This window comes from Chitinophaga filiformis (genome assembly GCF_900102545.1).
Lineage (GTDB): Bacteria > Bacteroidota > Bacteroidia > Chitinophagales > Chitinophagaceae > Chitinophaga > Chitinophaga filiformis.
The window spans coordinates 279082-303772 of record NZ_FNBN01000006.1; the positions used below are offsets into that span (position 1 = coordinate 279082).

At 46.0% G+C, this 24691-nt stretch carries 22 protein-coding genes; 13 read left to right on the forward strand and 9 right to left on the reverse strand.

Annotation, left to right across the window (positions count from 1 at the left end; translation table 11 throughout):
* Positions 1 to 1119 precede the first annotated feature (1119 nt).
* The gene (locus BLR32_RS23475; protein ID WP_089835292.1) at positions 1120 to 2250 is read right to left on the reverse strand and encodes a glycoside hydrolase family 88/105 protein; all 1131 of its coding nucleotides are present in this window, start codon (positions 2248 to 2250) and stop codon (positions 1120 to 1122) included.
* A gap of 49 nt (positions 2251 to 2299) precedes the next feature.
* Positions 2300 to 4462 (reverse strand): hypothetical protein, encoded by a 2163-nt coding sequence (locus BLR32_RS23480; RefSeq protein ID WP_089835293.1) that lies wholly within the window; start codon positions 4460 to 4462, stop codon positions 2300 to 2302.
* A 133-nt stretch (positions 4463 to 4595) separates the two neighbouring features.
* Here BLR32_RS23480 and BLR32_RS23485 point away from each other — a divergent pair, with 133 nt between their 5' ends.
* The gene (locus BLR32_RS23485) at positions 4596 to 5657 is read left to right on the forward strand and encodes an isoaspartyl peptidase/L-asparaginase family protein (RefSeq protein ID WP_089835294.1); all 1062 of its coding nucleotides are present in this window, start codon (positions 4596 to 4598) and stop codon (positions 5655 to 5657) included.
* Positions 5658 to 5785: 128 nt separating this feature from the next.
* Here the strand turns inward: BLR32_RS23485 and BLR32_RS23490 are convergent, their stop codons facing one another.
* The gene (locus BLR32_RS23490; protein WP_089835295.1) at positions 5786 to 6109 is read right to left on the reverse strand and encodes a magnetosome magnetite crystal formation protein family; all 324 of its coding nucleotides are present in this window, start codon (positions 6107 to 6109) and stop codon (positions 5786 to 5788) included.
* Positions 6110 to 6194: 85 nt separating this feature from the next.
* Positions 6195 to 6620: an inner membrane protein YiaA gene (gene yiaA, locus BLR32_RS23495; protein ID WP_089835296.1), complete on the reverse strand. Its 426-nt coding sequence runs from the start codon at positions 6618 to 6620 to the stop codon at positions 6195 to 6197.
* 120 nt (positions 6621 to 6740) lie between these two features.
* Here yiaA and BLR32_RS23500 point away from each other — a divergent pair, with 120 nt between their 5' ends.
* From BLR32_RS23500 to BLR32_RS23535, 8 genes are read left to right on the forward strand one after another with little or no spacing between them, the layout of a single operon-like run.
* Complete coding sequence (locus BLR32_RS23500) at positions 6741 to 7094, forward strand: S-adenosylmethionine decarboxylase family protein (RefSeq protein WP_089835297.1); 354 nt, start codon at positions 6741 to 6743, stop codon at positions 7092 to 7094.
* 3 nt (positions 7095 to 7097) lie between these two features.
* The gene (locus tag BLR32_RS23505) at positions 7098 to 9002 is read left to right on the forward strand and encodes a DUF4178 domain-containing protein (protein WP_089835298.1); all 1905 of its coding nucleotides are present in this window, start codon (positions 7098 to 7100) and stop codon (positions 9000 to 9002) included.
* Positions 8995 to 9174: a hypothetical protein gene (locus BLR32_RS23510; protein ID WP_089835299.1), complete on the forward strand. Its 180-nt coding sequence runs from the start codon at positions 8995 to 8997 to the stop codon at positions 9172 to 9174. Before BLR32_RS23505 ends, BLR32_RS23510 begins: the two co-directional genes overlap by 8 nt.
* A 17-nt stretch (positions 9175 to 9191) precedes the next feature.
* Positions 9192 to 9395, forward strand: a complete 204-nt coding sequence (locus BLR32_RS23515; RefSeq protein WP_089835300.1) for a DUF350 domain-containing protein — start codon at positions 9192 to 9194, stop codon at positions 9393 to 9395.
* 12 nt (positions 9396 to 9407) lie between these two features.
* Complete coding sequence (locus tag BLR32_RS23520; protein ID WP_089835301.1) at positions 9408 to 10934, forward strand: polyamine aminopropyltransferase; 1527 nt, start codon at positions 9408 to 9410, stop codon at positions 10932 to 10934.
* A gap of 3 nt (positions 10935 to 10937) precedes the next feature.
* Positions 10938 to 12548: a flavin monoamine oxidase family protein gene (locus tag BLR32_RS23525; RefSeq protein WP_089835302.1), complete on the forward strand. Its 1611-nt coding sequence runs from the start codon at positions 10938 to 10940 to the stop codon at positions 12546 to 12548.
* On the forward strand, positions 12545 to 13618 hold the full coding sequence (locus tag BLR32_RS23530) for a hypothetical protein (protein WP_089835303.1): 1074 nt from the start codon (positions 12545 to 12547) through the stop codon (positions 13616 to 13618). The genes BLR32_RS23525 and BLR32_RS23530 overlap by 4 nt, the downstream gene beginning before the upstream one ends.
* A gap of 23 nt (positions 13619 to 13641) precedes the next feature.
* The gene (locus BLR32_RS23535; RefSeq protein WP_089835304.1) at positions 13642 to 14325 is read left to right on the forward strand and encodes a VIT1/CCC1 transporter family protein; all 684 of its coding nucleotides are present in this window, start codon (positions 13642 to 13644) and stop codon (positions 14323 to 14325) included.
* Here BLR32_RS23535 and BLR32_RS23540 read toward each other — a convergent pair.
* Both BLR32_RS23540 and BLR32_RS23545 read right to left on the reverse strand, forming a co-directional pair.
* Complete coding sequence (locus BLR32_RS23540) at positions 14318 to 15544, reverse strand: ATP-binding protein (RefSeq protein ID WP_089835305.1); 1227 nt, start codon at positions 15542 to 15544, stop codon at positions 14318 to 14320. The genes BLR32_RS23535 and BLR32_RS23540 overlap by 8 nt on opposite strands.
* Before the next feature lie 174 nt (positions 15545 to 15718).
* Positions 15719 to 16606, reverse strand: coding sequence for a sugar phosphate isomerase/epimerase family protein (locus tag BLR32_RS23545; protein ID WP_089835306.1), 888 nt, complete (start codon positions 16604 to 16606; stop codon positions 15719 to 15721).
* A gap of 156 nt (positions 16607 to 16762) precedes the next feature.
* On the opposite strand from BLR32_RS23545, the gene BLR32_RS23550 reads away from it, so the two are divergent.
* Both BLR32_RS23550 and BLR32_RS23555 read left to right on the forward strand, forming a co-directional pair.
* The gene (locus BLR32_RS23550; protein WP_089835307.1) at positions 16763 to 17188 is read left to right on the forward strand and encodes an ADP-ribosylation/crystallin J1; all 426 of its coding nucleotides are present in this window, start codon (positions 16763 to 16765) and stop codon (positions 17186 to 17188) included.
* 421 nt (positions 17189 to 17609) lie between these two features.
* Positions 17610 to 18197, forward strand: a complete 588-nt coding sequence (locus BLR32_RS23555; protein ID WP_245705506.1) for a class I SAM-dependent methyltransferase — start codon at positions 17610 to 17612, stop codon at positions 18195 to 18197.
* 8 nt (positions 18198 to 18205) lie between these two features.
* Here the strand turns inward: BLR32_RS23555 and BLR32_RS23560 are convergent, their stop codons facing one another.
* Together BLR32_RS23560 and BLR32_RS23565 are read right to left on the reverse strand one after the other, a co-directional pair.
* Positions 18206 to 18913: a Crp/Fnr family transcriptional regulator gene (locus BLR32_RS23560; RefSeq protein ID WP_089835309.1), complete on the reverse strand. Its 708-nt coding sequence runs from the start codon at positions 18911 to 18913 to the stop codon at positions 18206 to 18208.
* A 155-nt stretch (positions 18914 to 19068) separates the two neighbouring features.
* A complete protein-coding gene (locus tag BLR32_RS23565) occupies positions 19069 to 19659 on the reverse strand; it encodes a class I SAM-dependent methyltransferase (RefSeq protein ID WP_089835310.1) in 591 nt (196 codons plus the stop codon).
* Between the two features lie 216 nt (positions 19660 to 19875).
* On the opposite strand from BLR32_RS23565, the gene BLR32_RS23570 reads away from it, so the two are divergent.
* A complete protein-coding gene (locus BLR32_RS23570; RefSeq protein WP_089835311.1) occupies positions 19876 to 20592 on the forward strand; it encodes a Crp/Fnr family transcriptional regulator in 717 nt (238 codons plus the stop codon).
* Between the two features lie 76 nt (positions 20593 to 20668).
* On the forward strand, positions 20669 to 21682 hold the full coding sequence (locus BLR32_RS23575; protein ID WP_176842406.1) for a chemotaxis protein CheB: 1014 nt from the start codon (positions 20669 to 20671) through the stop codon (positions 21680 to 21682).
* 54 nt (positions 21683 to 21736) lie between these two features.
* On the opposite strand, the gene BLR32_RS23580 is transcribed toward BLR32_RS23575, so the two are convergent.
* A complete protein-coding gene (locus BLR32_RS23580) occupies positions 21737 to 24637 on the reverse strand; it encodes a CheR family methyltransferase (protein WP_317042846.1) in 2901 nt (966 codons plus the stop codon).
* Between the last annotated feature and the right edge of the window lie 54 nt (positions 24638 to 24691).

Sequence of the window (24691 nt, forward strand, 5' to 3'; positions counted from 1 at the left end):
GGTGAATGTTTGCTCGAAAACGGAATTTTTTCTGAAGTTTCGGTTATTGCGGGACGGGTTATTATTAAGGGGTGGGCAGCTGGATGGACTTCAGGTGTGGTTTTATTTGGGGCTGGGACGACTGGACGGACTTCAGGTGGGACTGCTGGCTGAGTTCTTTGAAGTTCCTTGCAATGGGACATAGGGGGTTGTATTGGGCTGTTGGTTATATATTAAATCCCTGGTGCAACACGTCGGCATACTTCAACGAACTTAGGCCAGCAGTCTCCACCTGAAACCGTCCTATGTTTAGGTCGTCCCGGTAATGGAAGACGTCCTGATTTTAGTCTATGCCAGTAGCCCTCCCCGTTCTCGAGTGTGAGGGGAAGGAGAAGGAAGGGGCGTCAAAATAATAAGAGCGTTCCGCAGTCCTATTAAATCCCTTATAATAAGCGCATCAAAAATATGCGCCTTGCAACGAATTATTCTTCCAATAGGTCAAACAATCGGAAACTCTAGCTATTAACGGGGAGTGGAATCAGGAAAAGTAAGGTGGAGCTTGCTGGCCTAAGTTGTTTGAAGTTAATGCTGATACGTTGCACCAGGGGTTTAATAAATAATCTAAAGCCCAATACGACCTTCCAATGTTCAATAGTAAGAAAACTTCAAAGAACTCAGCCAGTAAGCCCACACTTACTTTTCCGATGGAACGGACGCTAGAACAGCGGTAACGCCATAGCAAATGTTATCAAATAGCAAGAAACTTCAAAGAACCCTGCAAGCCCACACTTACTTTTCCGATGGAACGGACGCTAGAACAGCGGTAACGCCATAGCAAATGTTATCAAATAGCAAGAAACTTCAAAGAACCCTGCAAGCCCACACTTGCATTTCCGATAGAACGGACGCTAGAACAGCGGTAACGCCATAGCAAATGCTATCAAATAGCAAGAAACTTCAAAGAACCCTGCAAGCCCACACTTACTTTTCCGATGGAACGGACGCTAGAACAGCGGTAACGCCATAGCAAATGTTATTAAATAGCAAGAAACTTCAAAGAACCCTGCAAGCCCACACTTGCATTTCCGATAGAACGGACGCTAGAACAGCGGTAACGCCATAGCAATAAAAAGGCGCAAACTATTTACTCTTATAAATCTCCGTCCCCGCAAGCAGAAAACACCCCAACCCATAATCCTCAAAATCAGGAATCTTATCAAACGTCACCGGCTGCCCATCAGACGGCTGCTTCCCCGTACTCTGCACATACCCCAGCATACCATTATCATGCACACATTCCTTCATCAGCGCATTCCACGCCTTCACCACTACCGGCTGATATACCTTCTTATCAAGATACCCATGCCTGATCCCCCACGCCATACCATACACAAACAACGAAGTCCCCGTCAGTTCCTTCCCACCAAAATTGGTCGGATCATGCAAGCTCGCATTCCAGAAACCATCCTCACGCTGCAATTTGATCAACGCTGCAGACATATCCTTAAAATCCTGCAGATAAATATTGTAATAAGGCGAAGACTTCGGCAGCCATTCCATCGTGCGGACAAGCGAAGCTAACACCCAGCCATTCCCACGACTCCAGTAGCAGTTACCACCATTAGGCTCTTTGTAGGGAGGCACGAAATCCTTATCCCGCCACCACAGATGTTCCTGCTGATTATAAAGACCATTAGTACCATGTTTGAACTTGGTAAACGCATACATGTCGTACATGCGATGGAAATAAGCAGTGTCATTATACAGCTTTCCCAGGCGCGCCATTACCGGCATCGCCATTTGGATGGCGTCAATCCAGTCCCAGTCATCGATAACGTCTGTCGCCAGCATGGTGTCGATGGAGGCCTTGATATCATGAATGCGTTCAGGTTGTTTGTCTATGAGATAGAGGTCGATATAAGTCTGACCACAACACTGGTTGTCGGCGTTGCGGGTAGTGATGCCACCACGGAGGCCCCAGTGGTGTTTGTCGCCCCACTGTACCGCATAATCGTAATAGCTTTTCTGCGGATCGATCCGGTACAATGCCATGAGTCCTTCGTAATAGACGGCTCTCGTCCAGATATTGGAGGGCCAGGTTTTGTGCAGCACGATCTCCTTACTGGCGTCCGGCCATTTCTCCATGAAGTAACGGTTAACGAGGGTCAGGGTTTTCAGCACTTCCTTTTTCGACGGCAGCGATTGTGCCCGGGCAGGCAGATAACTGCTGAGACTCAGCAGGATAGTAGCGGCTAAAAGATGCATCTTCATGTATATATAGTTTTACGTGGATGGATCATAAATCGTGGATATGCCCATATCAGGGCATGGTGTGCAGCCCTTCCCACATCACATGCCATTTGCCATTGTCGGGAATACCAGGCAATGCCTGCGTACAGCCGTCATAGCCTGCACACATCATGGCGACAGCAGTAAGGAGGCCCCCATTTCCGGGGAGATAGAGGCGCAGACGTTCATCCTGGTAGTTATGCCCGTTAGGTAGCCAGGTGTTGGTCTTTACAGGCATGAATAAGGCATCAATTGCTTTATCTGGTAAACCCAGACGAGTAGCAGTCATGGCCGTGAGCGGGAAATCCCAGCCCCAGGTTTCCTGCCAGTTCCAGGACGTCCATATCTTGTTGAAAGTGCGGTGCATGACGGCAGTGTCTACGTAAGGTCGAGCAGGCAACATTCCCAGAGCGCCTAATACAGCAGGATGGTCTGTCATGTATGGAGGATTAGTGTATGAATCAGGTGCGCTTTCAGCAGCCAGGTAAAGGCCATCCTTTTGCGGGAGCGGCGACAAACTATCCAGTACAGCATCCCAGCGGGCATTACGGGGCAGTCCGAGGCGGGTACGCCATTCCTGGGCAGTGGTTAATCCCCAGCGCCAGTAGGCCAGCTCGAAGGTGGCATTGAAGGTGCTTTCCGGTTTAAAGCGCTCCTGTGCAGGGATCATTCCCTTGCCCAGTATGTAACGATGTGTGATACTGTCGTAGGCTGCAAATGAAGCCATAAAATCCGCAGTAGCGAATACCAGGTCTTTATATTTGTTCAATGTGCCATGGTCGTGGTAATGGCGGTACAGCAGCTCCGTCATATAGATAAAGTGCGGCTGTTGCCATAAGAGGAAAGCGCCTACAGAAGAGGGACTCTCATTACCCTGGGGGTCGGTCATTTTCTGCCAGCGAATGCCTTCATATCCTTGTCGTTCTGCGATAGCTTTCGCTTTGGCGGCTACGGTAGCATACCATTGCAGACTTTTCTCCAGGATGTCAGGGCGGTTCCATAAGGCAAAATGAACAGCATGCCACCAATGCATTTCCAGGTGGGGTTTGCCGAACCAGCTGTTGTAGGTCAACCCTGTTTCCTGCGGAGGCATGTTGCCAGCACATTGTACCGCCATCAGGTATTGTGAAAGGACGATCCTGCGTTCCAGTTCAAATGCACGCGGATCCGTACTTCCTTCAAAATCTACAGCGGCGCCTGTTTGCCAGAAATGCAGCCAGTGATCTTCGCTGAGGGTGCGTACGGTCTCAAAGGGAGGCAAGGTACGCATAGCGGAAGGCCGTTCTTCGCTGAAACGGAAATCAAAGTCAAAACGGGCACCAGTGGTAACCGGCGTAATGATATGATCATGCCGCTGTTGCTGGGCAAGTGTCATGGCGTCTGAACCGCCTACCTGCAGGAAGTAACGCGTTCTGTCAAGACTGTGTTCCATTGTGAAAGAACGCTGCCCTACTTCTACAACACGGGATACATGTTTTTCGGGATACGCCCTGTTTACGCCAGCATCAGAAAAGGTACCGGTGGGATAAGGAAAACGTATCTGCAATTTTATCCTGCCTTCTTTCAGCAAAGGTGATTCGATCCTGACTGCTACAAGGTCTGTCTCAGGATGTACGGTGGTTAGGACCTGTACAGGATTGCCTTCTACGGTGAACTTGCTTTTGATCACGCCATTCCAGAGATCCAGTTCCTGGGATATTTCTTTGATGTCGGATAAGCGGCAGGCAGTTCCATTCTTTAGCAGGATCTGCAGACCAATATTGCCTAGCTGCAAACGGTGCATGTTCTGCCGGAACCAGTCTGAAGCCTGTTTATTACGTTCGGGTGTATTCCATTGTACCGCATAGGTGATATCGCGGTTATGCAAGTGATATGTTTTGAGACTTTCTTCAAAGCGGTAACCTGCTGTATCGGTAAAACTATGCCATCCCCATTCAGATTGGGTGCCAAGCGGCACACCCTGGCTATAAGCTTCAGGAAAGGATTGCAGTCCGGTGATATCTACAGTAAAAGCAAAACCACCATTACCGAGGGTCAGTGAGGAAAGTGAATCGAATTTATTATTAACAACGTTATGCCGCTGCACCAAGGCCATACGGTTGATGAGCTCCTGGCTCCGGGAGGTGGAGCTGATGAGCAACAACATCATCAAAAATGAAAGCGCGTATAACCGGTTTTGTATCCTGTAATTCATAATGGTGGAACACATTTCAATAAATGTATGGAAACGTTTGCGCAAAACGGATTATTAATTTGCAACATCTGCATTAACAAAGTGTCCCATAGTGTCCCAGTGAAAGTGAGGCATATTTTATAATTTAGTCAGTATGAAAACATTTTCCCTTCTCCGATCTGCCGCCTGGCTGCTGGTCATTTGCAGCAGTTTGCAGGCGCGCGCCAACACCGCTTATGCTGACGACAGCACCCACCAGGAAAAATACGTGCTCGTCATACATGGCGGTGCAGGCACTATCCTGAAAAAGAATATGACAGCCCAGAAAGAAGCCGCTTATAAAGCTGGCCTGGAAGAAGCACTGAAGACTGGCTATAATGCGTTACAGGCCGGCAAAAGCAGCCTGGACGCAGTAGAAGCTACTATCCGTGTGCTGGAAGATAATCCACTGTTCAATGCAGGGAAGGGCGCTGTATTCACGCACGACGGACGCAATGAAATGGATGCAGCCATTATGAATGGAAAAACGCTGGAAGCAGGATCGGTCGCAGGTGTATCAACAATCCGTAACCCTATCTCTGCAGCCAGGGCGGTAATGGAAAAATCAGAACATGTGATGATGGCAGGACGCGGTGCAGAACAGTTTGCGAAGGAAGCAGGACTGGAGATCGTGGATCCCTCCTATTTCCGTACAGAGGAACGCTGGGAAGGATTACAGAAAGCGCTGAAAGCAGACTCAATGAAAAGCAGGCTGGATCATAGTTATCAGCCCGCCGGCAAACTGGGTGTCGAGAACATCGATAACAAGTTTGGTACGGTAGGCTGCGTGGCACTTGACAAAGCAGGCAATCTGGCTGCAGGCACCTCTACCGGAGGTATGACCAACAAAAAATATGGTCGTATCGGTGATGCGCCTATCATTGGCGCTGGTACTTATGCGAACAATAATACAGTAGCTGTTTCCTGTACCGGCTGGGGAGAGTTTTTTATCCGTAGTGTGGTGGCTTATGATCTGTCTGCGCTGATGGCATATAAAGGGTTAACAGTGCAGGAGGCCGGTAAGGCCGTCATAGAGAAAGTAGGTACGCTTGGAGGGAATGGTGGGTTGATAGCTTTGGACAAAAATGGTCGTGCCGCACTCCCTTTCAATACCGAAGGAATGTACAGGGGTATGGTGACCGCTGAAGGAAAAATAACGATTGAGATCTACAAATAATGGAAGTTTTGGGAAGTTCCGTGAAACTCCAGGACGGAGTTTCACGGTTTACTTTTCATGTCAGTATAGGGTATTAGGATATAGTTATTTTTTTGGCGGTCATGCAAATACCGCAACAGTTCTGTTCATTAAACGAAACTGTTCTCAAACAATTTTCCAACTCCGGGGATAGGACTTAAGATGTCTTTGGACGCTGCTGCAGCGCCAAAGGTCATTAAGACCAATGGAAGAAGGCCGGCTACCGCTAATATTGAGCCTATTGATGGAACAATTACTGAAATGACCTTAATGGCTGTCCATAAAATCACAGTAAAGATAAAAATACCCAGTGCCTGATTCAGGTGATAGCGCACCAACCTGCTTTTCTCCGGGTTACTTTTATACTGGACATAGCTGTATATCCATCCAATCAATGTGATGTAGGCAATAATAGCCAACGTTTGGTTTTTCATAAAAGATATGGTTTAATTTTTTGGGATAGAGCAAGGCATTGCTACCAGGCTCCTTATCCTTTATGCCATCAATAATTTGGGTGGGTTATCTTTCGATTGTCGTGTCTCCGGTTACGATACCCGCTTTTGCAGCCTGGGTATCACGAGTGTTCTTTTGTACGCTGATAGCGCCGAAAATACTGAGCAGGAAGGCGAAGGCATAGAAACCTTTTTCACTTGGTAACAGTGTCGCATTCCATAATCCCACTGCCAGCAATACAATACATAAAATGGTAGATACCCAGCTGATACCATAATAGATATCTGTTACCGGTATCCCTTCCAGACGATCTCTCACACATTTCTGCACAGATACACCTGCAAAAAGACCATACATTAATATGGTGAAGTAATACCCCTTTTCATTAAGCTGCATTTCAGCATTCCACAGTCCAATGATATAACCTAACACTCCTATTGATAATGCAAGCCAGGAAGTAGCAATAAAGGCAAGTGATGGTTTTTGCTTCATTTAATGTTGTGTGATAATTACGATGTAAAAGTAGATTAAATTGTAAGGGTGGAGAATAGCGGTTTTCAGGTATAAATCACCGGGATTCCTTATTTTGGTCCCCGAATATCCGGGATACTTATGGAATATAACAAGGGAACCCACCTTATTGCGACACTATATACAACTGAGCATCAACTACTTAATACTTTCACGGCATTCAAAACCCTGACGGACGAACTCATTCTTACTCATCAGTTACAAAAACTGGGCGAAGTATATCATGATTTCTCCCCTGCCGGCTATACGGGAGTGGTATGTCTCAGTGAGAGCCACTTGTCCATACATACCTGGCCGGAGCATGGAAAGATCAATGTTGATATTTACCTCAGCAATTACCTGCGGAATAACGACGGTACAGTAGATAATATATACAGCGCGATCAAAGCTCATTTTAATGCGGCTGTTGAACATGAACAATTCCTCAAACGCTAATCAATGACAGAGATCCCTTATACATACAAATGTCCTTCCTGCAGTAACCTGGTCACCTTTAGCTCCCGGCACGCCACCGTACGGGTATGCACCTGCGGAACGGTGCTGAACAGAATGACTGATGGTACGATCATACCCAGGCCATTCTCTGTGATTGCCGAAAAGGCGTCCGTTATTGCGCCCGGCACTACGGGTCAATGGAAAGGCAAAACATTCAGGGTAAGCGGCCGCTTCAGGATCTGGACATCAGAAACAGTGTTCAGTTACTGGACTATTATATTCGAGGACGAAACAGCTGCATACCTCATGGAAGGATATGGCATGTATGCTGTTCTCCTGCCTGTAGCCACACCTCCCGAGCTGGCCCGGGATGCGATCAAACAACTGGCGCCCGGCGGAAAAAAGCTGTTGAATAAGGACGAATACATGCTGCTGCGTAAGGACCAATGTAAGAAGTGGGACGTGGAAGGAGAACTCTTCATCCCTGAATGCAATAGTACCTTTATTACCTATGATTTTTCAAGCGCTAAGGGACAGCTTTTACATATTATAGAATACTGGTCACAAGTGCAGCCAGCCTTTGAAGTACACTATACCGACTTCACATCACTGGCCCTGGAACAGACACGTACCTACGACAACCCGGGCTGGGAATTTAAGTGTACCTGTGGCTGTAATATACATGTTGCCACTTTCCCCTATGCACAAAGCTGTGTATGCCGCAACTGTGGCCACCGGTATGTGTATGAGAACAATCTTGAATTTAACAGGCGCGGGAAGAATGGCATACAAGTTCAACCAGCCATCACACTGGGCGCAACCGGTATCATAAAAGGAATTTCCTACAAGGTGATCGGTTTCATCGTCAAAGAGGAACGAAACCAATACCAATCACAATGGCGTGAATATACCTTATTCAATGAGCAGGAAGGATATGCCTTTCTGAGCGAGTATGATGGTCACTGGATCTACCTGCGGGAACAGGGCAAGACACCAGTTCCGGAAAATATGAGTACCGGCGGGTTTAACTATGATGGGAAGGGTTTTGATCTGTTCAATTCTTACAGTTATAATATCGTCACTGCCAGAGGAGAGTTTCCCGGCAATGCCTTCAACGACACCCAGGTAAAGTGCTGGGAGTTTATTTCACCCCCCATCATGTGGAACCGGGAACAAAGCCCCACAGAAGGTATTGTCTGGTTCAAAGGATGGCATGTAGACGCTGATGAACTAAAAAAAGCTCTGGGAGATGCCATTATCCGCCCTACACAAGTCGGCGTAGGGGCTGTACAACCGAATGGTTATATCGACCTGATGATCCTGGTCAGAAATACCCTGATAGCAATAGGAGTACTGATCCTGCTACATCTGGCCATCACATCCGGCAACAGCGAACGGGAACTGTTCGTTCGTGAAATTTACTTCTCCGATTCTTCCACTATGCAAGCTGCCGTGATCAATGATATCCACCTGGAGAAAGGGAAAAGCAACATCATGCTGGATCTCAATTCTCCCGTGGAGAATACCTGGATGGATCTGGAAGCAACACTCGTCGATATAAAGACCGGTACTGAATACAGCGTTAATAAAGGCGTGGAATATTACAGCGGTGTAGAAGATGGAGAGAGGTGGTCTGAAGGAAGTCAGAATGCTACCTTCTTTATCAACGAAGTACCTCATGGCGATTATACGCTGAAACTGGAGGCTACCAGAGAAACAGCCTATTATCCTTTAAAAAGCTATACGATCACAGCCCATTACGATGTGCCCAATACCAGGAACCTGTTTATTTGTATAGGGCTCCTGCTGCTGTGGCCTATCTTCAAATATTTTTCAACTTATTTCAGCGAAAGACAACGCTGGTCAAACAGTCCATATTCAGCATTTATAACAAGCGAAGATGAATAAATTCAACCCATTTCAGCGGGAATCACCTTTGTTTTCTTTCCGTTGGTTCATTCTATTTGCAAGCCTCATTGCCGGATTGCTGTTTCGTTCAGATACCACCGGATGGCGGCTGTTCTCCGGATCAGGGCAACAGCAATGGAGCGCTTCCGGCGCACATGGATATCATAAATAACCTTCAAACAACCTAATATGTCAAACGCACTTATCAATTCTATTCTCTATTCCTTTCTCGGTATTGCTATACTTGTAATCGTATTTGTACTGGTAGAAGTATTGACGCCCAGGCATAACCTGCGCAAAGAGATCATGGAGAAGCAGAATATGGCCGTAGCTGTACTGGCAGGATTTTTCATGCTGGCCATGGCTATTATCATCGCATCTGCCATTCACTAAGTAAACGAACCAATGTCTAAAAAAGAAAGCGGCGCACAGTGGCTGTTATTGACGGCAGTATTTGTTATTGCTACCTGTGGATTAATTTATGAACTGGTAGCGGGTACCCTGGCTTCCTATCTGCTGGGGGACAGTATCACACAGTTCAGTACTATTATTGGCGTGTACCTGTTTTCTATGGGAATAGGCTCCTTCCTCTCCAAGTATTTTAATCAGAACCTGCTGGCCTGGTTCATCAGGATTGAACTGCTGGTAGGATTGGTGGGAGGATTCAGCTCCGCCCTACTTTTTATCGTATTCCCGCTGGCCGCCTCCTTCCGCCTCATCCTGTACGCCATCGTGCTGATCACCGGTGTACTGGTAGGTCTGGAGATTCCCCTGCTGATGCGCATACTGGAAAAAAAAGTAGCTTTCAAGGAGCTGGTCAGCCGTGTGTTCACCTTCGACTATATCGGTGCTTTGCTGGCTTCCCTGATATTTCCTTTATTGCTGGTACCTCACCTGGGGCTCATCAGAACATCCCTCTTCTTTGGGATATTAAATGTAGGTGTAGGCTGGTACCTTGCCCACCATTTCTCCAAAGAGATCAGGCAGGTTGTGTTGTTAAAAACAGCCGCCATTACATTGCTGCTGACACAGCTGGTCTGCTTTGTATTTTCAGAGAGCATTATGAGTTACAGTGAAACGATGACTTATGATGACAATGTGGTGTACTCCACGTCCACTCCTTACCAGCGAATCGTCATCACCAAAAACAAACATGAACTGCGGCTGTTCCTGAACGGCAATCTACAGTTCAGCACTGCGGATGAATACCGTTATCATGAAGCATTAGTACATCCCACATTTTCCTCTCTCGATCAACCCGAGCAGGTATTGGTACTGGGTGGCGGAGATGGTCTTGCAGTAAGGGAGATCCTGAAATATCCATCAGTCAAACAGGTTACCCTGGTTGATCTCGATCCGGCTATGACAAAGCTGTTCTCCCGGCAGGAGATGCTTGTCAGGCTGAATGATTCCTCCCTGCTGAACAGCAAAGTGCATGTACATAATGCAGATGCCTTCACCTGGCTGCGGAGCAATAAAACATTATTTGCCGCGATCGTGGTAGACTTCCCCGATCCTTCCAATTTCTCCATCGGGAAGTTATACAGTACTTCATTTTATCAGCTGTTGAAACGTGCACTGCGTCCCGATGGTATAGCCGTAATACAAAGCACCTCTCCTTATGTAGCACCTAAAAGTTTCTGGTGCGTGGATACCACCCTTCGTTCAGTAGGATTACACACCATCGCTTATCATAACTATGTTCCATCCTTTGGCGAATGGGGGTATATCATGGCTACCCCGGAGGAACCACATCGCTGGTTCAGTCATCTTCCGGCGCCATTGAAATTCCTGAATCCAACTACCCTGCAACAGATGCTGACATTCCCCGAGGATATGAAAGCACATCAGTTGCTCGACATCAATAAACTCAACAACCAGGCGCTGGTAAAGTATTTTGAAGAAGAGTGGGGCAAATATCTTGAACATTAAGATATGCGGAGAAGATCATTTATACAATCCATAGCAGGACTCACAGTTGTGAGCAGTGTCATCGCCTCCTGTCACCGGCAACGGGTGATTGGTGGCAGTGTGATAGGGGCTAATTTCCATACGGGACATCTGTTGCGGGATAAAAAGTTTGCTGCACCGGTCAGTACAACAGAACATGCTGTAGTAATTGTGGGTGGTGGCATCAGCGGATTATCCGCTGCACGTTATCTTCACAGGCAGGGCGTCAGGGACATCGTTATACTGGACCTCGAGAAAGAAATGGGAGGCAATGCAGCCTGTGGAAAGAACGATATTTCAGCTTATCCATGGGGCGCGCACTATGTTCCTATCCCTAACAATGACCTGACGGAATATACCGACTTTATGCGTGAGTGTGGGGTTATCACCAGCGATGCCGCCGCTCCCCTACCCGCTTACAATGATTATTATATCTGTTTCGACCCCGAGGAAAGACTCTACATCAATGGGCAGTGGCAGGAAGGACTTATTCCTCAATTTGGTGTACCTGCTTCGGAAAAGGCACAGATACAACAGTTCCTCGATAAAATGCAGGCCTTCCGCCTTGCTAAAGGACAGGATGGGAAAGATGCTTTTACCATACCGCTGGATCATTCCAGTAAAGATCCCGCCTTCACACAACTCGACAGCCTTACCATGAAACAGTGGCTGCAGCAGCAGGGATTGACCTCTCCTTACCTGCAATGGTATGTGAACTACTGCACCCGCGATGATTACGGCACCACTTATGACGAGATCAGTGCCTGGGTGGGCATCCACTATTTCGCCAGCAGGAAGGGCAAAGGCAGTAATGCTGAACATCATGATGTACTGACATGGCCGGAAGGCAATGGCTGGCTGGCAGCACATCTGAAGCAGGAACTACAGCCTTATTTTCATAACGAAGCATTGGTGGCCCGTATTCAGCAGGAAAATGATACACTAGCGGTAGACTACTTCGATGTAAAAGAGAGTCGCCTAAAAAGGATCATTGCACAACAGTGTATCCTTGCCGTACCACAGTTTGTAGCTGCCAGGATATTACAGGATGAAGCACGCCTGCAGAAAGTACATCAGCATATACAATACAGTCCCTGGATGGTAGCCAATATCCGCACAAAGGAACTGAAGGAAAGGAGTGGTCCGCCACTCAGCTGGGACAATGTCATCTATAATAGTCCGTCATTAGGATATGTGGAAGCCACGCACCAGGAAATCCGGCAGGGTATCCATCGTAGGAACCTGACCTATTACCTGCCCTTAACAGCTCATACACCCGCAGAAGGAAGAAAAGCAGCACTGGAAAGAACACATGCGGAGTGGGTAAAACTGATCGTCGAAGATCTGGAGAAAGTACATTCCAATATAACAGATGCCATAGAAGAAGTGAATGTGATGATCTGGGGCCATGCCATGGCCAAACCCTTGCCAGGCATAGCACATGGTACGATTCGGCAGGAACTGGCTGCATCTGTGAATGACCGGCTACACTTTGCCCATACCGATCTGGCGGGCAACAGCATATTCGAGGAAGCCTTTTACCAGGGACTTTCCGCTGCAAAAAAAGTAATGACTCACTTATCCGGTAATATATGAACAAGCAAGCGTGGATAGGCAAACCGTGGATTGACAGTATATTCATACTACTGCCCCCATTTTTAAGCCTGCTGGTAATTATATTCTTTCCCTCCCTCTTCAGCAACAACAAAGAGATGCCGGAGGCAGGCTGGGTAGTGCTTGTACTGCTGGTAGATGTGGCGCATGTATACAGTACCCTGTACCGGACCTACTTCGATCCGCAGGCACTGAACAAACAACGCTTCCTGCTCTGGATCATACCACTGGTAAGTTTTATAGCAGGTGTATTGGTTTACACGATGAGTAGTCTCTTATTCTGGCGGATACTGGCTTATGTGGCTGTTTTCCATTTCGTGCGCCAGCAATATGGCTTCATGCGTGTATACAGCCGGCAGGAAAATGCACACCGGTATAGTAAACTCATAGACACGGTTACCATCTATACGGCAGCATTATACCCAATGGCATACTGGCATTTCAGTGGTCCGCGGAATTTCAGCTGGTTTATTGAGAATGACTTTGTCTTCTTCCCATCGGCAGCACTACTGTATCTGCTGACGATCGTATACCGGGTGATCGTCGCTATATATGTCATCAAGGAGCTGTACCTGCTCTTTACCACACGTACTATCAACATTCCTAAAACAGCTATTATCACAGGTACGCTTGTGTCCTGGTATTTTGGGATTGTCTTCTTTAATGGAGATATGGCCTTTACTCTGTTGAATGTGGTTAGCCATGGTATTCCTTATATGGCATTGATCTGGGTGTATGGAGAAAAGCAATACAAAGATCCGCGTAAGAGTAATTCATTCCTGCAACTCGTATTCAGCAGGTATGGCATTGTGATCTTCCTTCTGCTGATCTTCCTGTTTGCATTCATTGAAGAAGGTCTCTGGGATATGACCGTATGGCAGGAGCATGCCACTATCTTTGGTACTGCGCATCTGCCATCGCTGGAACTGAACCATCAGCTGCTCTGCCTCATCGTTCCCTTGCTGGCCTTGCCACAGATCACACATTATATTCTCGACGGTTTTATCTGGAAGATAAAGAAGGAAGAATTTAAATGGAGCAATGAAATTTAATACTTTTAGATAAAAGATCACCTATGCACCAGGAAACGCATGTCACCAGTTCTAACATCGTAAGGGATATCATCATTGGTATGGCTGACGGACTGACCGTGCCCTTTGCACTGACGGCAGGCTTAAGCGGTGTGCTGGATACCAATCACCTGATTATTGTATCAGGTGTATCTGAGATTGCGGCAGGCTGTATTTCTATGGGTCTTGGTGGTTTTCTGGCTGGTCAGACGGAAGTAGAGCATTATGATTCGGAACTGAAACGGGAATATGAAGAGGTAGAGAAAGTGCCGGAAACAGAGCGGAAAGAGGTGGAGGAGATCTTTATTTCTATGGGGGTAGATGAGGCGCTCAGTAAACAGGTGACGCTGCAAATCAGCCAGGATAAGCATAAATGGGTGGACTTTATGATGCGCTTCGAACTTGGACTGGACAAGCCGGATAAGAACAGGGCTTATCAATCTGCTATTACTATTGCACTGGCCTACCTGGCGGGAGGATTTATCCCTTTATTCCCTTACCTGGTCACCAGCAACAATCAGCATGGCTTTTACTGGTCATGTGCTATTACCATTCTTGCACTACTGATATTCGGATATTTCAAATCAAAAGTAACAGGGCAGCCGCTGCTGAAAGGCACCCTGAAAGTAGCTTTCACAGGTATCCTTGCCGCAGCGGCTGCATTTATTATCGCAAAACTGATCAGTTAGTTTCCGCCTCTGCCATACTTCCCTGGCTGACTAATGCGAGCAGTTCTTCTTTTTTACCAGTCTGCAGCAGCATACCGATCAATCCTATGTATACACGCTGCTGCTCCTTATTCAATCCCTGAAACAGTCTGGGTTCTGTAGAATAGATCCCTTTCAGGAACTGCTGCAGTTCTTTTTTGTTTCCTGTATTCGGCAATATGCCATTCCTGTCATAGTTATCTATCAGTTTCACCGCCGCTTCGCCATCTACAAAAGATTTCTGCCTTAGTCTTACCAGTTCATGCAAATGTCCCATCAGTTCCTTGAATACACTATGCTGTTTCGTTCTTTCAAACAGGTTCTGTGACAGCTCAGTATCGCCTGGATTGAACGCGTCAAAGTAACGGGACTCCACGTAAACGCTATGATAAAACCCGATCGCATTGTTGTTGAACGAGGTCAGGTCTTTAAATACTTCCGACTGCTTTGAGTTCAGGAAATAGAAGAAGAACTTATCTCCTATTCTTTCTGCCCACCTTACAAAGGTGATCCTGAAGAAGAATTCTGCTCCTTCTGCATCTCGTAGGGATATCACGCCGGTATCACTTTCGGCAATAGATGGTGTATATTCGATGGGCACACCGTTGATCCTGATCTTATATTCCTTTTCCCTGTTCAGCATCAGGAACCAGCCAAATTCACGTACCAGGAAGCTTTTAAACTCGGCCGACTGGAAAGAGAAACCAGATACTTCAAACAGGTCATAAAAAGTAACGGTAGTACCGGTAGCCTTTTTCAGGGTTGTTTTCTTCCCTTCCGGATCATAGAAATCCTTGGAATTCCTGCTGATGGTAATATCGTATTCCATCATATCTCCTGTCTGGCTATCCCGGTATACGGTATGCCACGTTGCCTTTCCGCTGAAAGCGGAAAAAGAGAAACGACCACGCCCCTTATTTCCCTTTATAAAGGAAGACGATTTCTGAAAGGATGCTTTTTTGATGGAATCATTGAAGTGCCCAAAGGTTTCCTTCAGGAGATCATAGTCGATACCAGTACCATTATCGGTAATAGATAAACTATAGATCGTATCAATCTCATTGGATTCAAAATGGATATCGATCACAGAAGCAGCTGCGTCAAAGCCGTTCCAGATATACTCGGCTACGGCCTCCATATAATCTTTCGGCAGTCCGGAAGACTGGATGCCGGTATCCGTCACTGACACCTTTTCTTTCATCTTAGCTATTTTGGCTGCTATTTACTAATTCTTTTAGTAACTACAGCATTTTTTCTCGTTGATTATGAGGATGTATACCTATCGAAACAGATCATCCTGCCTTATATACCGCGTATAAAACAAGGGTATAGGAGGCAGGATGATAAATTTATTTACTGCGGATAGTGCTGTAAATTATACCAGGTTCTTTTTGATATATTTAATGCTCTTCGCTATGCTGACAAACGGATCGCCGGGGGTTTTATCCTGTTCTACGAAGAAATATTTCATACCGGAATCGCCTGCATGTTTAAAGATCTCTTTGAAGTTGATGGAGCCATTGCCCACTTCTGTAAAATCCTTTTGAGGCGTTTTGTCCATATCCTTTACGTGCCAGAGCGGGAAACGGCCTTTATGCTCCTTCATCAGGGCTACAGGGTCCAGGCCTGCTTTCGTTACCCAGTAGATATCCATTTCCATTTTCACCAGGTCTTTATCCGTCTGCTGTAAGAGGATATCATAAGGCAAGCCACCGTCCTGCTGCTGGAATTCAAAATCGTGGTTGTGGTAACAGAACTGTATACCGGCCTTTTTACAGATCTCACCGGCCTTGTTGAAATATTCAGCCAGTTGTTTATAATGGTCGAGGTTACCACGTTCTTCTTCAAACAGGTAGGCGCATACCATATATTTGATGCCTACAGCAGCCGCATCTTCCACAGCTTTGTCCCATTCATGCAATACAGTCCCTTTTACATCTGCTCCGCCCATCTTCTGTTCTCCCAGTACATAATGGCTGCTCGGCATCTTCAATCCCTGTTGTTTCAGCACCTGCGCAAATGCTTTAGGGTTCATACCATAGAATTGCTGCGTGCCGGTGTAGGTAGCACCTTCTACGGTGTTAAATCCCAGTTTTGCTACCTTTTTCAGGGTGCCTGCCGGGTCTTTCTGCATCGCATCTCTCACTGTATATAGCTGCAGCCCTATATTGGTAGCTGGCGTTTTCCATAATTCGGAGGGCCTGATCAGCAAACCGGCCGAAGCCAGGGTGGTTGTTTTCAGGAATGATCTTCTTGACGTCATTGGAATTTATTTCTTGTTTTAAATTGGGCTGTGCTCTCGCCGATACCGGGGATAAAGATATAGTTTAAGGGGATATACTGCTAGTCAATTTTAACAGCGGTAAGAGATGTACAGTGGTATGCCGGAATCAGAGCAAACGGCGTACCTTGCATTGCTATGGAAACGGTTACCCTTTATCGTCCGATAGGACTGAAAGAATTCATACTGATCGCTGCCGCTGATTTTAAAAGTTTCCCGCCAAGACTTTCCTGGCAGCCCATTTTTTACCCCGTACTTAACCAGGCATACGCGGAGCAGATCGCATTTGAATGGAATATCCATGACGAAGCGTCGGGATATTGTGGTATTGTGACCCGGTTCAGCATCAGCAAATCCTTTATTGAAAAATATGAGCCGCAAAATGTTGGGAGTACCAACCATGATGAGCTCTGGATCCCTGCGGAAGAACTGGAGGTTTTTAACCAGCATATCCAGGGGAAAATTGAGGTGGTAAGCACCTTCCTGGGAGAAAAGTTCGTTACACCAGAAGATCCGGTATTGGCTGAGATGATTATTTCCAATAGCCGGGAGCATCAGATTTAAACAAAGTATTATCAAATGGATCTCAACCTGGCTATTTGCCCTTTTTGGGGCGGCATGGAACATCCGGAGCTTAAATGTTCCAAGTCCAACCTAAAGCCATAGTAAAGGCATAACAAAGGCATAGTAAAGGCATGGTTAAAGCATGGTATCGTGGGCCAAAAATGGCCCACACAATCCGAGGGCACCTTTCCTGCATATAAACCAAGCAAACCAGGATCAAACTTGTATATGAACTTACATGCTCACTATACCTACTGATAGTCAACGAGAGTGACATTTTGCAACTTTTTTATTGAAAAGTATCAGTCTGACCGAAGTCATCCACTGCCTACCTTTGTAAGGTTAAATGATGCTTCATCCGTCGCTGGCGGAACGAAGTCTTTATTAGTGATGAAGAGCCAACATGGGAAATATTAGAAATATGATATCAGGATCATCCTGGTACACAAGTGATGCTGCATTTGACTGGTTATATCCGGCAAGAATTCAAAAACTCTCCAAACAACACTGGACACCTATGGAAGTGGCCAAAAGAGCCGCGGGCTTCCTGGCTACCGGAGAAGGAACGAAGGTCCTTGACATAGGCAGTGGTGTCGGCAAGTTTTGTCTTATCGGCGGATATCATTTCCCGGAAACTACCTTTTATGGCGTGGAACAGCGAAAAGAGCTCTATCATTTTGCCCGCGCAGCCAAAGATTTAACGGAAGCAAAAAATGTGGAGTTTATCAATGCCAACTTTACGCAGATAGATTTTGAGGACTTCGATCATTTTTACTTCTACAATTCCTTTTTTGAGAATCTGGTGGCTGACGGACAAATCGATCAGCAGATGGAATACTCTACCAGCCTGTATAACTACTACTCCCGGTATATGCTGAATGCCCTGGACAGTAAGCCCAGTGGTACCCGCCTGGTTACATTTCACAGTTTGGAAGACGAAATACCGCCCAGTTATCAACTGGTAGATGCCACGGTCGATTTCCTGCTGAAAATGTGGGTAAAGCGCTGATAACGCTGTTATTTGTAGTTTGCTATGGAGATCAGCTGGCTGACATCTTTGATGATGATCTTCCTGCCTTTTGTTTCCAGTATATCATGCTCTTTAAATTCAGTCAGCACGCGTACCACATTCTCCCTGGCGGTGCCTACAAGGCTGGCCAGGTCTTCGCGACTGATATCTATTTCTATAGGCATACCCTCCACATGATTGACTTTATACTTTTCCCGGATGATGATCAACTGTAGTGCAAGCCTTTCCCGTACGGTTTTCCGGGCAGATATTGTAAGACTATTGGCCAGCACTGCAAATTCATGACTTAGGGTTTTGAGCAGCCTGTTGTTGAGCAATGGAGAGTGGTCAAGGGTATTCAGAAAATCTTCCCTGGGAATAAAGGCGATGGCACTTTCTTCCATTGCGGTAGCGGAATCGGGGTACCTGTCTTCTGACAAGACAGCATGATAGCCGATCAGTTGTCCTGAATTGGCGATGTAAATGATCTTTTCTTTGCCATCTTTATCTACCTTATATTTTTTGACCTTGCCTTTAGTGATGTAAAATATACCGGAAGGATAAGTTCCTTCCCTGAACAGCTGCTCATTTTTTCTGTATACCTGCTCACTCATGTGGACTGTCAGCATCTCATAGACAGCTTGTGGCAGGTCTGCCAGAATGGACTCACTTTTAAAATCCCATTTATCAATTGGAAACTTATCCCGGATGTTCATAGACCACAAATTACTATTTTAAAAGCAAGGGTATAGATGGGATAAATATTAAGGGACACAGACGTATCCCCTCTCTTATTGTTCAAGTTCAAATTAGAGATAGCGTTGCGTTATCCACAATGCCATATCTTCCGATTTAGACTATGTATATTCTGTTATCTCTTCATCCACATTTTTAACAGGAAATCTGCTGAGGTATCCACCACCTGATAACTGGGTGGTATCTCATCTTCACTGCTATGGAAGGTCACCAGTCTTGTTCCGGCGGGTTTCCTGTCCAGTTCTTTGTACAGAAAACGGGAGTAATAGTGATACAGGCTGTCGGAATATTCAATGCGATGATCTATTCTACCATGGGTGGTCAGATTCTCAAAAAAGGCATTGTAAAAGTAAAAGTGATCATATGCAGCAAGATTCACCTGTGTAAAATTCTGGTTGATGAATGTTGCATTTTCCGTTCCTGTATATTCTTTTGCTGATAGTGCATAATGATGCAGCTCGCTTCTTTGCTCCACGCCATAAAAGAACGACCGGGGATGATAATGGGCACCAATGAGGGTAAATTTGCCAACGCCACTTCCTATATCGAGGATCTTCTTCCCTTCCTCTGCTGCCAGAAAGCCAGCGGCTTTTTTTGCAATGCCCATTGGAGTCCAGTGTCTTCTTGACATCTGCTGGATCCATTCCGGATATAGCCAGTCAAAAGAGGCATCGCTCATGAACGATGCCGGTCTTGCATTTCCCATTCTCTGTAATCAATTGGTAAATTTTGGGCATATTAGCTTTACGAACCCAACAGCACTATTAAAACCCATCCACATGAAGCCGGTGAAATTAAATACCGGGTCAAAAACAGTTGATATTTTCGTATTGCGAAGGTACCTTTGATACTATTCGATTTCACTGATACTTTTCAATTTAAAAACTGCAAAAGATCACTTTTTACCACATAGTCCATTACTATGAGTTTAGCGGGTCTGTTTCCCATTGATAAATGGAATTTTAAATCTCAGTCCATTTTAAATAGTCTGCCGGAAGATGAGCGTGCGGACCTCTATTCTCATATGCAGGAACAACGATATGGTAAGGGAGAGATCATTTTCAGGGAGGGAGCTGTGGCTTCCGGTATTTTCTTCATCAAAAAGGGGAAAGTTAAAAAGTACCAGGTGGACCAGGCCGGTAAGGAACAGATCATCTATGTAGCCAATACGGGAGAGCTAATCGGATATCACGCTATTCTGGCGGAGGAACATTACCCCGATTCTGCAGCCACATTAGAAGAAAGTATTATTTCATTTATCCCGAAAGAAGATTTTACAGCTGTGCTGGAGCGATCCAGCGTGTTACCCCGAAGACTGCTGAAAGCGCTCAGCCATGAATTTACTGTGCTGACAAACAGTATTTCTGTATTTGCCCACCGCTCGGTGAAGGAAAGGCTTGCCATTGCATTAATAGTGTTGCGCGAGAGATTTAAAGCGGAAACATTGCCGGGAGAAGAAATAGTGATCAATCTTTCCCGCAGCGACCTTGCCAATATGGTAGGCACGGGCAATGAGAATATTGTCAGGTTCCTCACAGAATTTAAAGCTGCAGGCATTTTGAATACCCAGGGAAGAAAGATCTGGATCACGGATATAAAGGAGCTGATCAGGTTATCAGGTTATGGCCTTTCCGGATGAGCCTTTGCCTGCCGGCGTTTGGCATAGTCGTTGTACTTTCAAAGCGACTATTTCAATCATCCGAAGTATCAGGTATATGGATACATCCCCCCAATTCATTGTGGTAACCGGCACGTCCGCAGGCGGCTTGTCTGCACTCCGTCAACTGCTTGGCAGCATCAGTACAGATGGCGATGTAGCATATGTAGTAGTAATGCATTTATCAGGCAAGCCGGTCACTAATGTTTTATTTGATGGATTACGCACGCATACAGCGTTGCCGGTAAAGATGGCAGAGGATGGAATGCCCATTCAAAGAAATCACATTTACATTGCACCACGTAATGTACACCTCATCGTAAAAAAGGGATATCTGAAACTTGGTTACGGGCCTAAGGAAAACCGGTGGCGCCCCAGTATAGATGTATTATTCCGGTCGGCAGCAGTTGCGTATAATACCCATGCTATCGGTATCGTATTAACCGGTATGCTCAACGATGGTGTGAGCGGCTTGAAGGCGATTCAGCGTTGTGGTGGTATTACTATCGTGCAGGATCCTGATGAGGCATCCTTTCCTGATATGCCGCTGAATGTGCTGGAACAAATGGAGGTGAATCATACGCTTCCCATTTCAGGCATGAATGATATCATTCAAAAGGCAATACAACGGGATGTAGCATTTATGACACCACCTGAAAACCTGCGCCTAGAGGCAGAGATATCCGAAAAGACTGTCATAGGGGCCGAGATTGTTCCCGGACTGGGGATACAAACCACACTATCTTGTCCGGATTGTGGAGGCTCTTTGTGGGAGATCAAAAACGATAATATAACACATTATCGTTGCCATATTGGGCACACATACGGAGAGCAGGATCTTTTGCTGAAACAATGGGAAAAACTTGAGTCCGCCCTTTGGATCGCCGTCAGGATCACAGAAGAGCGACGTAATATGCTGGCTAAGCTACAGGAAAAAGCTATTAACCGGGGATTTGTCAAATCAGCTGCCAGTTATGAGGAAAATGCGGCTGAGCTTGGGAATACGATAGAGACATTGAAACAACTCCTGTATCAGATGGAGAAACGCGAATCGGATACAGCTAATGAATAAAATAAAAGCCAGCAACCTAGAGGCCACTGGCTTTTTATAATGTTATTTATTCAGTTAATTATTCACGGGCTGCGTTACAGGCAGAATAATATAGAAGGCAGTACCTTCATTCCCTAAGGATCTTGCAAAGATGATCCCGTTATGATTATTGACGATCTTCCTGCACAATGCCAGTCCAATACCCATACCAGGAAACTGCTCCCTGTCATTCAGGCGCTGGAAGATTTCAAAGATCTGCTCTGCAAATTCAGGGTCTATGCCAATTCCATTATCAGCAATTACCACTTCATGATATTTCAGGCTGGGCTGTAATTCTTTATATTCAGCTAGCTCCTCTGCTGTTAGTGCTCTGGAATTGATTTTTATAACGGGAGGGACAGATGATTTTGAAAATTTCAACGCATTACTGATAAGGTTATGAAACAGTTGTTCCATCTGTAAAGGAATTGCCTGCAAAGAAGGCAACTTGCCTATATCTATTACAGCATGTTTCTGACTGATGACCAGGTCAAAATCAACCAGCAAGTCTTTTACAACCTTATTAAGGCTGGTCCTTGTGAAACCATTATCGTTGCGGGCGGTGCGTGAAAAATTGAGCAGATCATCTATCAGGCGTGTCATGCGTTGGGAGGAGACGCCAATTTTGTCGATGTACTTGCGTTGTGCTTCCGGGAGGCTATCCTTATGTGATTGCAGGCGATCGGCAAAGGTCATGATCTTACGTAATGGTTCCTGCAGGTCATGGCTGGCCACATAAGCGAACTGTTTTAGTTCGCTGTTTGAGCGCTGCAATTCTTTATTCATTTCTTCCAGGTCCTGCGTACGTCTCTTCACCAGTTGCTCCAGCTCGTCATGCATCATCCGTTTATCGTGAATTTCTATACAGGAGCCGATGTAACCTGCAAAGTTACCATCTGCTGAAAAATCGGGCTTGCCGGTTTCCTGTATCCAGCGGTACTTGCCATCGCCCCGGAGCAGGCGGTAGTCGAGTACATATGCTTTACGATCATCAAAATAGGCATTATAGGTATTGAGACACCGATCTCTGTCTGCTTCATGCACACTGCTTTTCCAGCCATCGCCGATTTCCGCATCAAGCTTTCTGCCAGTGTATTCAAGCCAGGTACGGTTAAAGAAATTACGTTGCTTATTACGGTCGGCCACCCATATCATTACAGGGGCGTTGTCGGCCATATTACGGAACCAGGCTTCACGTTCATTTACGAGGCGCTGGGCCTGTTTGTGTTCAGTAACGTCCTGGATAGCCAGCAGGATAAGTTGCTGCCGGTGTATCTTTTGAATAATACGGCGTCCACTGAGCAATAGTACTTTCTCACCAATGCCGCCAAATGTATGCCTGATCTCGCGGTTCTGGAACTGGCTTTCGTTGGGGATCGTTTCCTGCAGCAATTCACGCAGTGCAGGAATATCCCATTGCCTGTGGCCAAGTTCATAGATGAGGATTCCTTCCGTTGTTTCTTCCCGGGCCTGGAAGATACTATAGAAGGCTTTATTAGCGGTTTTTATCCGCAGGTCTTTATCTAACAGTATCACCGCTTCCTGGATGGTGTCGAACACGGCTTCTGCATATTCATACGATTCTGCCAGCTGTTCGTTACGGATCTGCAACTCAGTATTAATGGTCATTAATTCTTCGTTGCTGGATTCGACTTCTTCCTTGGAAGTTTCCAGTTCTTCATTGATACTTTGCAGTTCTTCGTTGGTAGATACGATCTCTTCGTTAGCTGACTGCAATTCTTCATTGCTGGCTTCCTGTTCTTCCACGATGGAACGCATATCTTCTTTTAGGGCGGCGAGTTCATCCTGCAGTCTTTTCACCATCTTGTCTTTGGAAGAAGCCCGGCTGCTTTCTATGAGTTCCATATTAGCAAACAGCTCTTCGAAGATAATGACACAGAGCTTCTCTTCAGTTTCTGAGGGCAGTGGCAATACTTCTATGCTGACCTGCTGTAAACCGCCTTTTGTCTTGATCTCCAGCCCTGATTTCTTGAATGGCTGATTGCTCTTATTCACTTTATGTACTGCGCTGCGCAGTTCGAAGGCCAATCCCTGTTTAGCCATTTTCAACAGATTTAGACTGGCTTTGCCTGGCGCAGGTTCCAGGAAGGTACTTACTTCCCCCCGGAACTGCAGGATCTCAAGTTCCTGATTTACCAGAACAGTTGCCGGAATGTATTTACTCAGCAGCAGATCGTCTACTACCTTTTCCAGATCTTTCTGCGGAGCTGTCTGTTCCCGGGGAACGTTCCTGCGTGCATGCAGATGTTCACTACGCTGTACTTCCGGCAGCCTGTAGTTCATTTCAAAGATAGCTTTGCTGGCTGCATCATTCTTACGTGCATAGATTTTAAACTTCTTTTCTACCTGGGTGAACAGCTGGCCTGAAGCACCAATTGTTTCAGACTTTCCAAGGATCAGGTAGCCTTTATTATTCAGGGAATAATGGAAGGTAGCAATGATTTTCTTCTGCAATACCGTATCAAGATAGATCATGACATTGCAGCAGCTCACCAGGTCCAGGCGGGAAAACGGTGGATCTTTAAATACATTATGGGGAGCAAATACAACAATATCGCGGATTGCCTTGGAAATACGATAACTACCGTCGATCTTGGTAAAAAAACGTTGTAAGCGTTTAGGAGACACATTTATCAGATCATTGCGGCTATACAGGCCCAACCTGGCTTTGGCAATGGCGAGCTCACTAAGGTCTGTTGCAAAGATCTGGATAGGAATACTGGCATACCGCTCTCCCAATATCTCCATGAGAATGATGGCCAGCGAATAAGCTTCTTCACCTGTAGAGCAGGCCGGCACCCAGATACGGAGGGGATTCGTTTCATTCTTTGTTTTGAGAATGCCTGGCAGTAATGTTTTTTTCAGGTATTCCAGGGAATCGGGATCGCGGAAGAATGTTGTAACGTTTATCAGCAGGTCCTGATAGAGGTGGCTTACCTCATCAGGGTGCTGTTTGAGATATACCGCGTA

Bases quoted from the DNA above. Each gene is read 5' to 3' on its own strand.
- BLR32_RS23570 (WP_089835311.1), top strand. From the start codon at position 19,876: ATGAGTTTAGCGGGTCTGTTTCCCATTGATAAATGGAATTTTAAATCT.
- BLR32_RS23490 (WP_089835295.1), bottom strand. From the start codon at position 6,109: ATGAAAAACCAAACGTTGGCTATTATTGCCTACATCACATTGATTGGA.
- BLR32_RS23475 (WP_089835292.1), bottom strand. From the start codon at position 2,250: ATGAAGATGCATCTTTTAGCCGCTACTATCCTGCTGAGTCTCAGCAGT.
- BLR32_RS23485 (WP_089835294.1), top strand. From the start codon at position 4,596: ATGAAAACATTTTCCCTTCTCCGATCTGCCGCCTGGCTGCTGGTCATT.
- BLR32_RS23505 (WP_089835298.1), top strand. From the start codon at position 7,098: ATGACAGAGATCCCTTATACATACAAATGTCCTTCCTGCAGTAACCTG.
- BLR32_RS23575 (WP_176842406.1), top strand. From the start codon at position 20,669: ATGGATACATCCCCCCAATTCATTGTGGTAACCGGCACGTCCGCAGGC.
- BLR32_RS23560 (WP_089835309.1), bottom strand. From the start codon at position 18,913: ATGAACATCCGGGATAAGTTTCCAATTGATAAATGGGATTTTAAAAGT.
- BLR32_RS23565 (WP_089835310.1), bottom strand. From the start codon at position 19,659: ATGGGAAATGCAAGACCGGCATCGTTCATGAGCGATGCCTCTTTTGAC.
- yiaA (WP_089835296.1), bottom strand. From the start codon at position 6,620: ATGAAGCAAAAACCATCACTTGCCTTTATTGCTACTTCCTGGCTTGCA.
- BLR32_RS23515 (WP_089835300.1), top strand. From the start codon at position 9,192: ATGTCAAACGCACTTATCAATTCTATTCTCTATTCCTTTCTCGGTATT.
- BLR32_RS23500 (WP_089835297.1), top strand. From the start codon at position 6,741: ATGGAATATAACAAGGGAACCCACCTTATTGCGACACTATATACAACT.
- BLR32_RS23525 (WP_089835302.1), top strand. From the start codon at position 10,938: ATGCGGAGAAGATCATTTATACAATCCATAGCAGGACTCACAGTTGTG.
- BLR32_RS23530 (WP_089835303.1), top strand. From the start codon at position 12,545: ATGAACAAGCAAGCGTGGATAGGCAAACCGTGGATTGACAGTATATTC.
- BLR32_RS23545 (WP_089835306.1), bottom strand. From the start codon at position 16,606: ATGACGTCAAGAAGATCATTCCTGAAAACAACCACCCTGGCTTCGGCC.
- BLR32_RS23555 (WP_245705506.1), top strand. From the start codon at position 17,610: ATGATATCAGGATCATCCTGGTACACAAGTGATGCTGCATTTGACTGG.
- BLR32_RS23480 (WP_089835293.1), bottom strand. From the start codon at position 4,462: ATGAATTACAGGATACAAAACCGGTTATACGCGCTTTCATTTTTGATG.
- BLR32_RS23550 (WP_089835307.1), top strand. From the start codon at position 16,763: ATGGAAACGGTTACCCTTTATCGTCCGATAGGACTGAAAGAATTCATA.
- BLR32_RS23540 (WP_089835305.1), bottom strand. From the start codon at position 15,544: ATGAAAGAAAAGGTGTCAGTGACGGATACCGGCATCCAGTCTTCCGGA.
- BLR32_RS23510 (WP_089835299.1), top strand. From the start codon at position 8,995: ATGAATAAATTCAACCCATTTCAGCGGGAATCACCTTTGTTTTCTTTC.
- BLR32_RS23535 (WP_089835304.1), top strand. From the start codon at position 13,642: ATGCACCAGGAAACGCATGTCACCAGTTCTAACATCGTAAGGGATATC.
- BLR32_RS23520 (WP_089835301.1), top strand. From the start codon at position 9,408: ATGTCTAAAAAAGAAAGCGGCGCACAGTGGCTGTTATTGACGGCAGTA.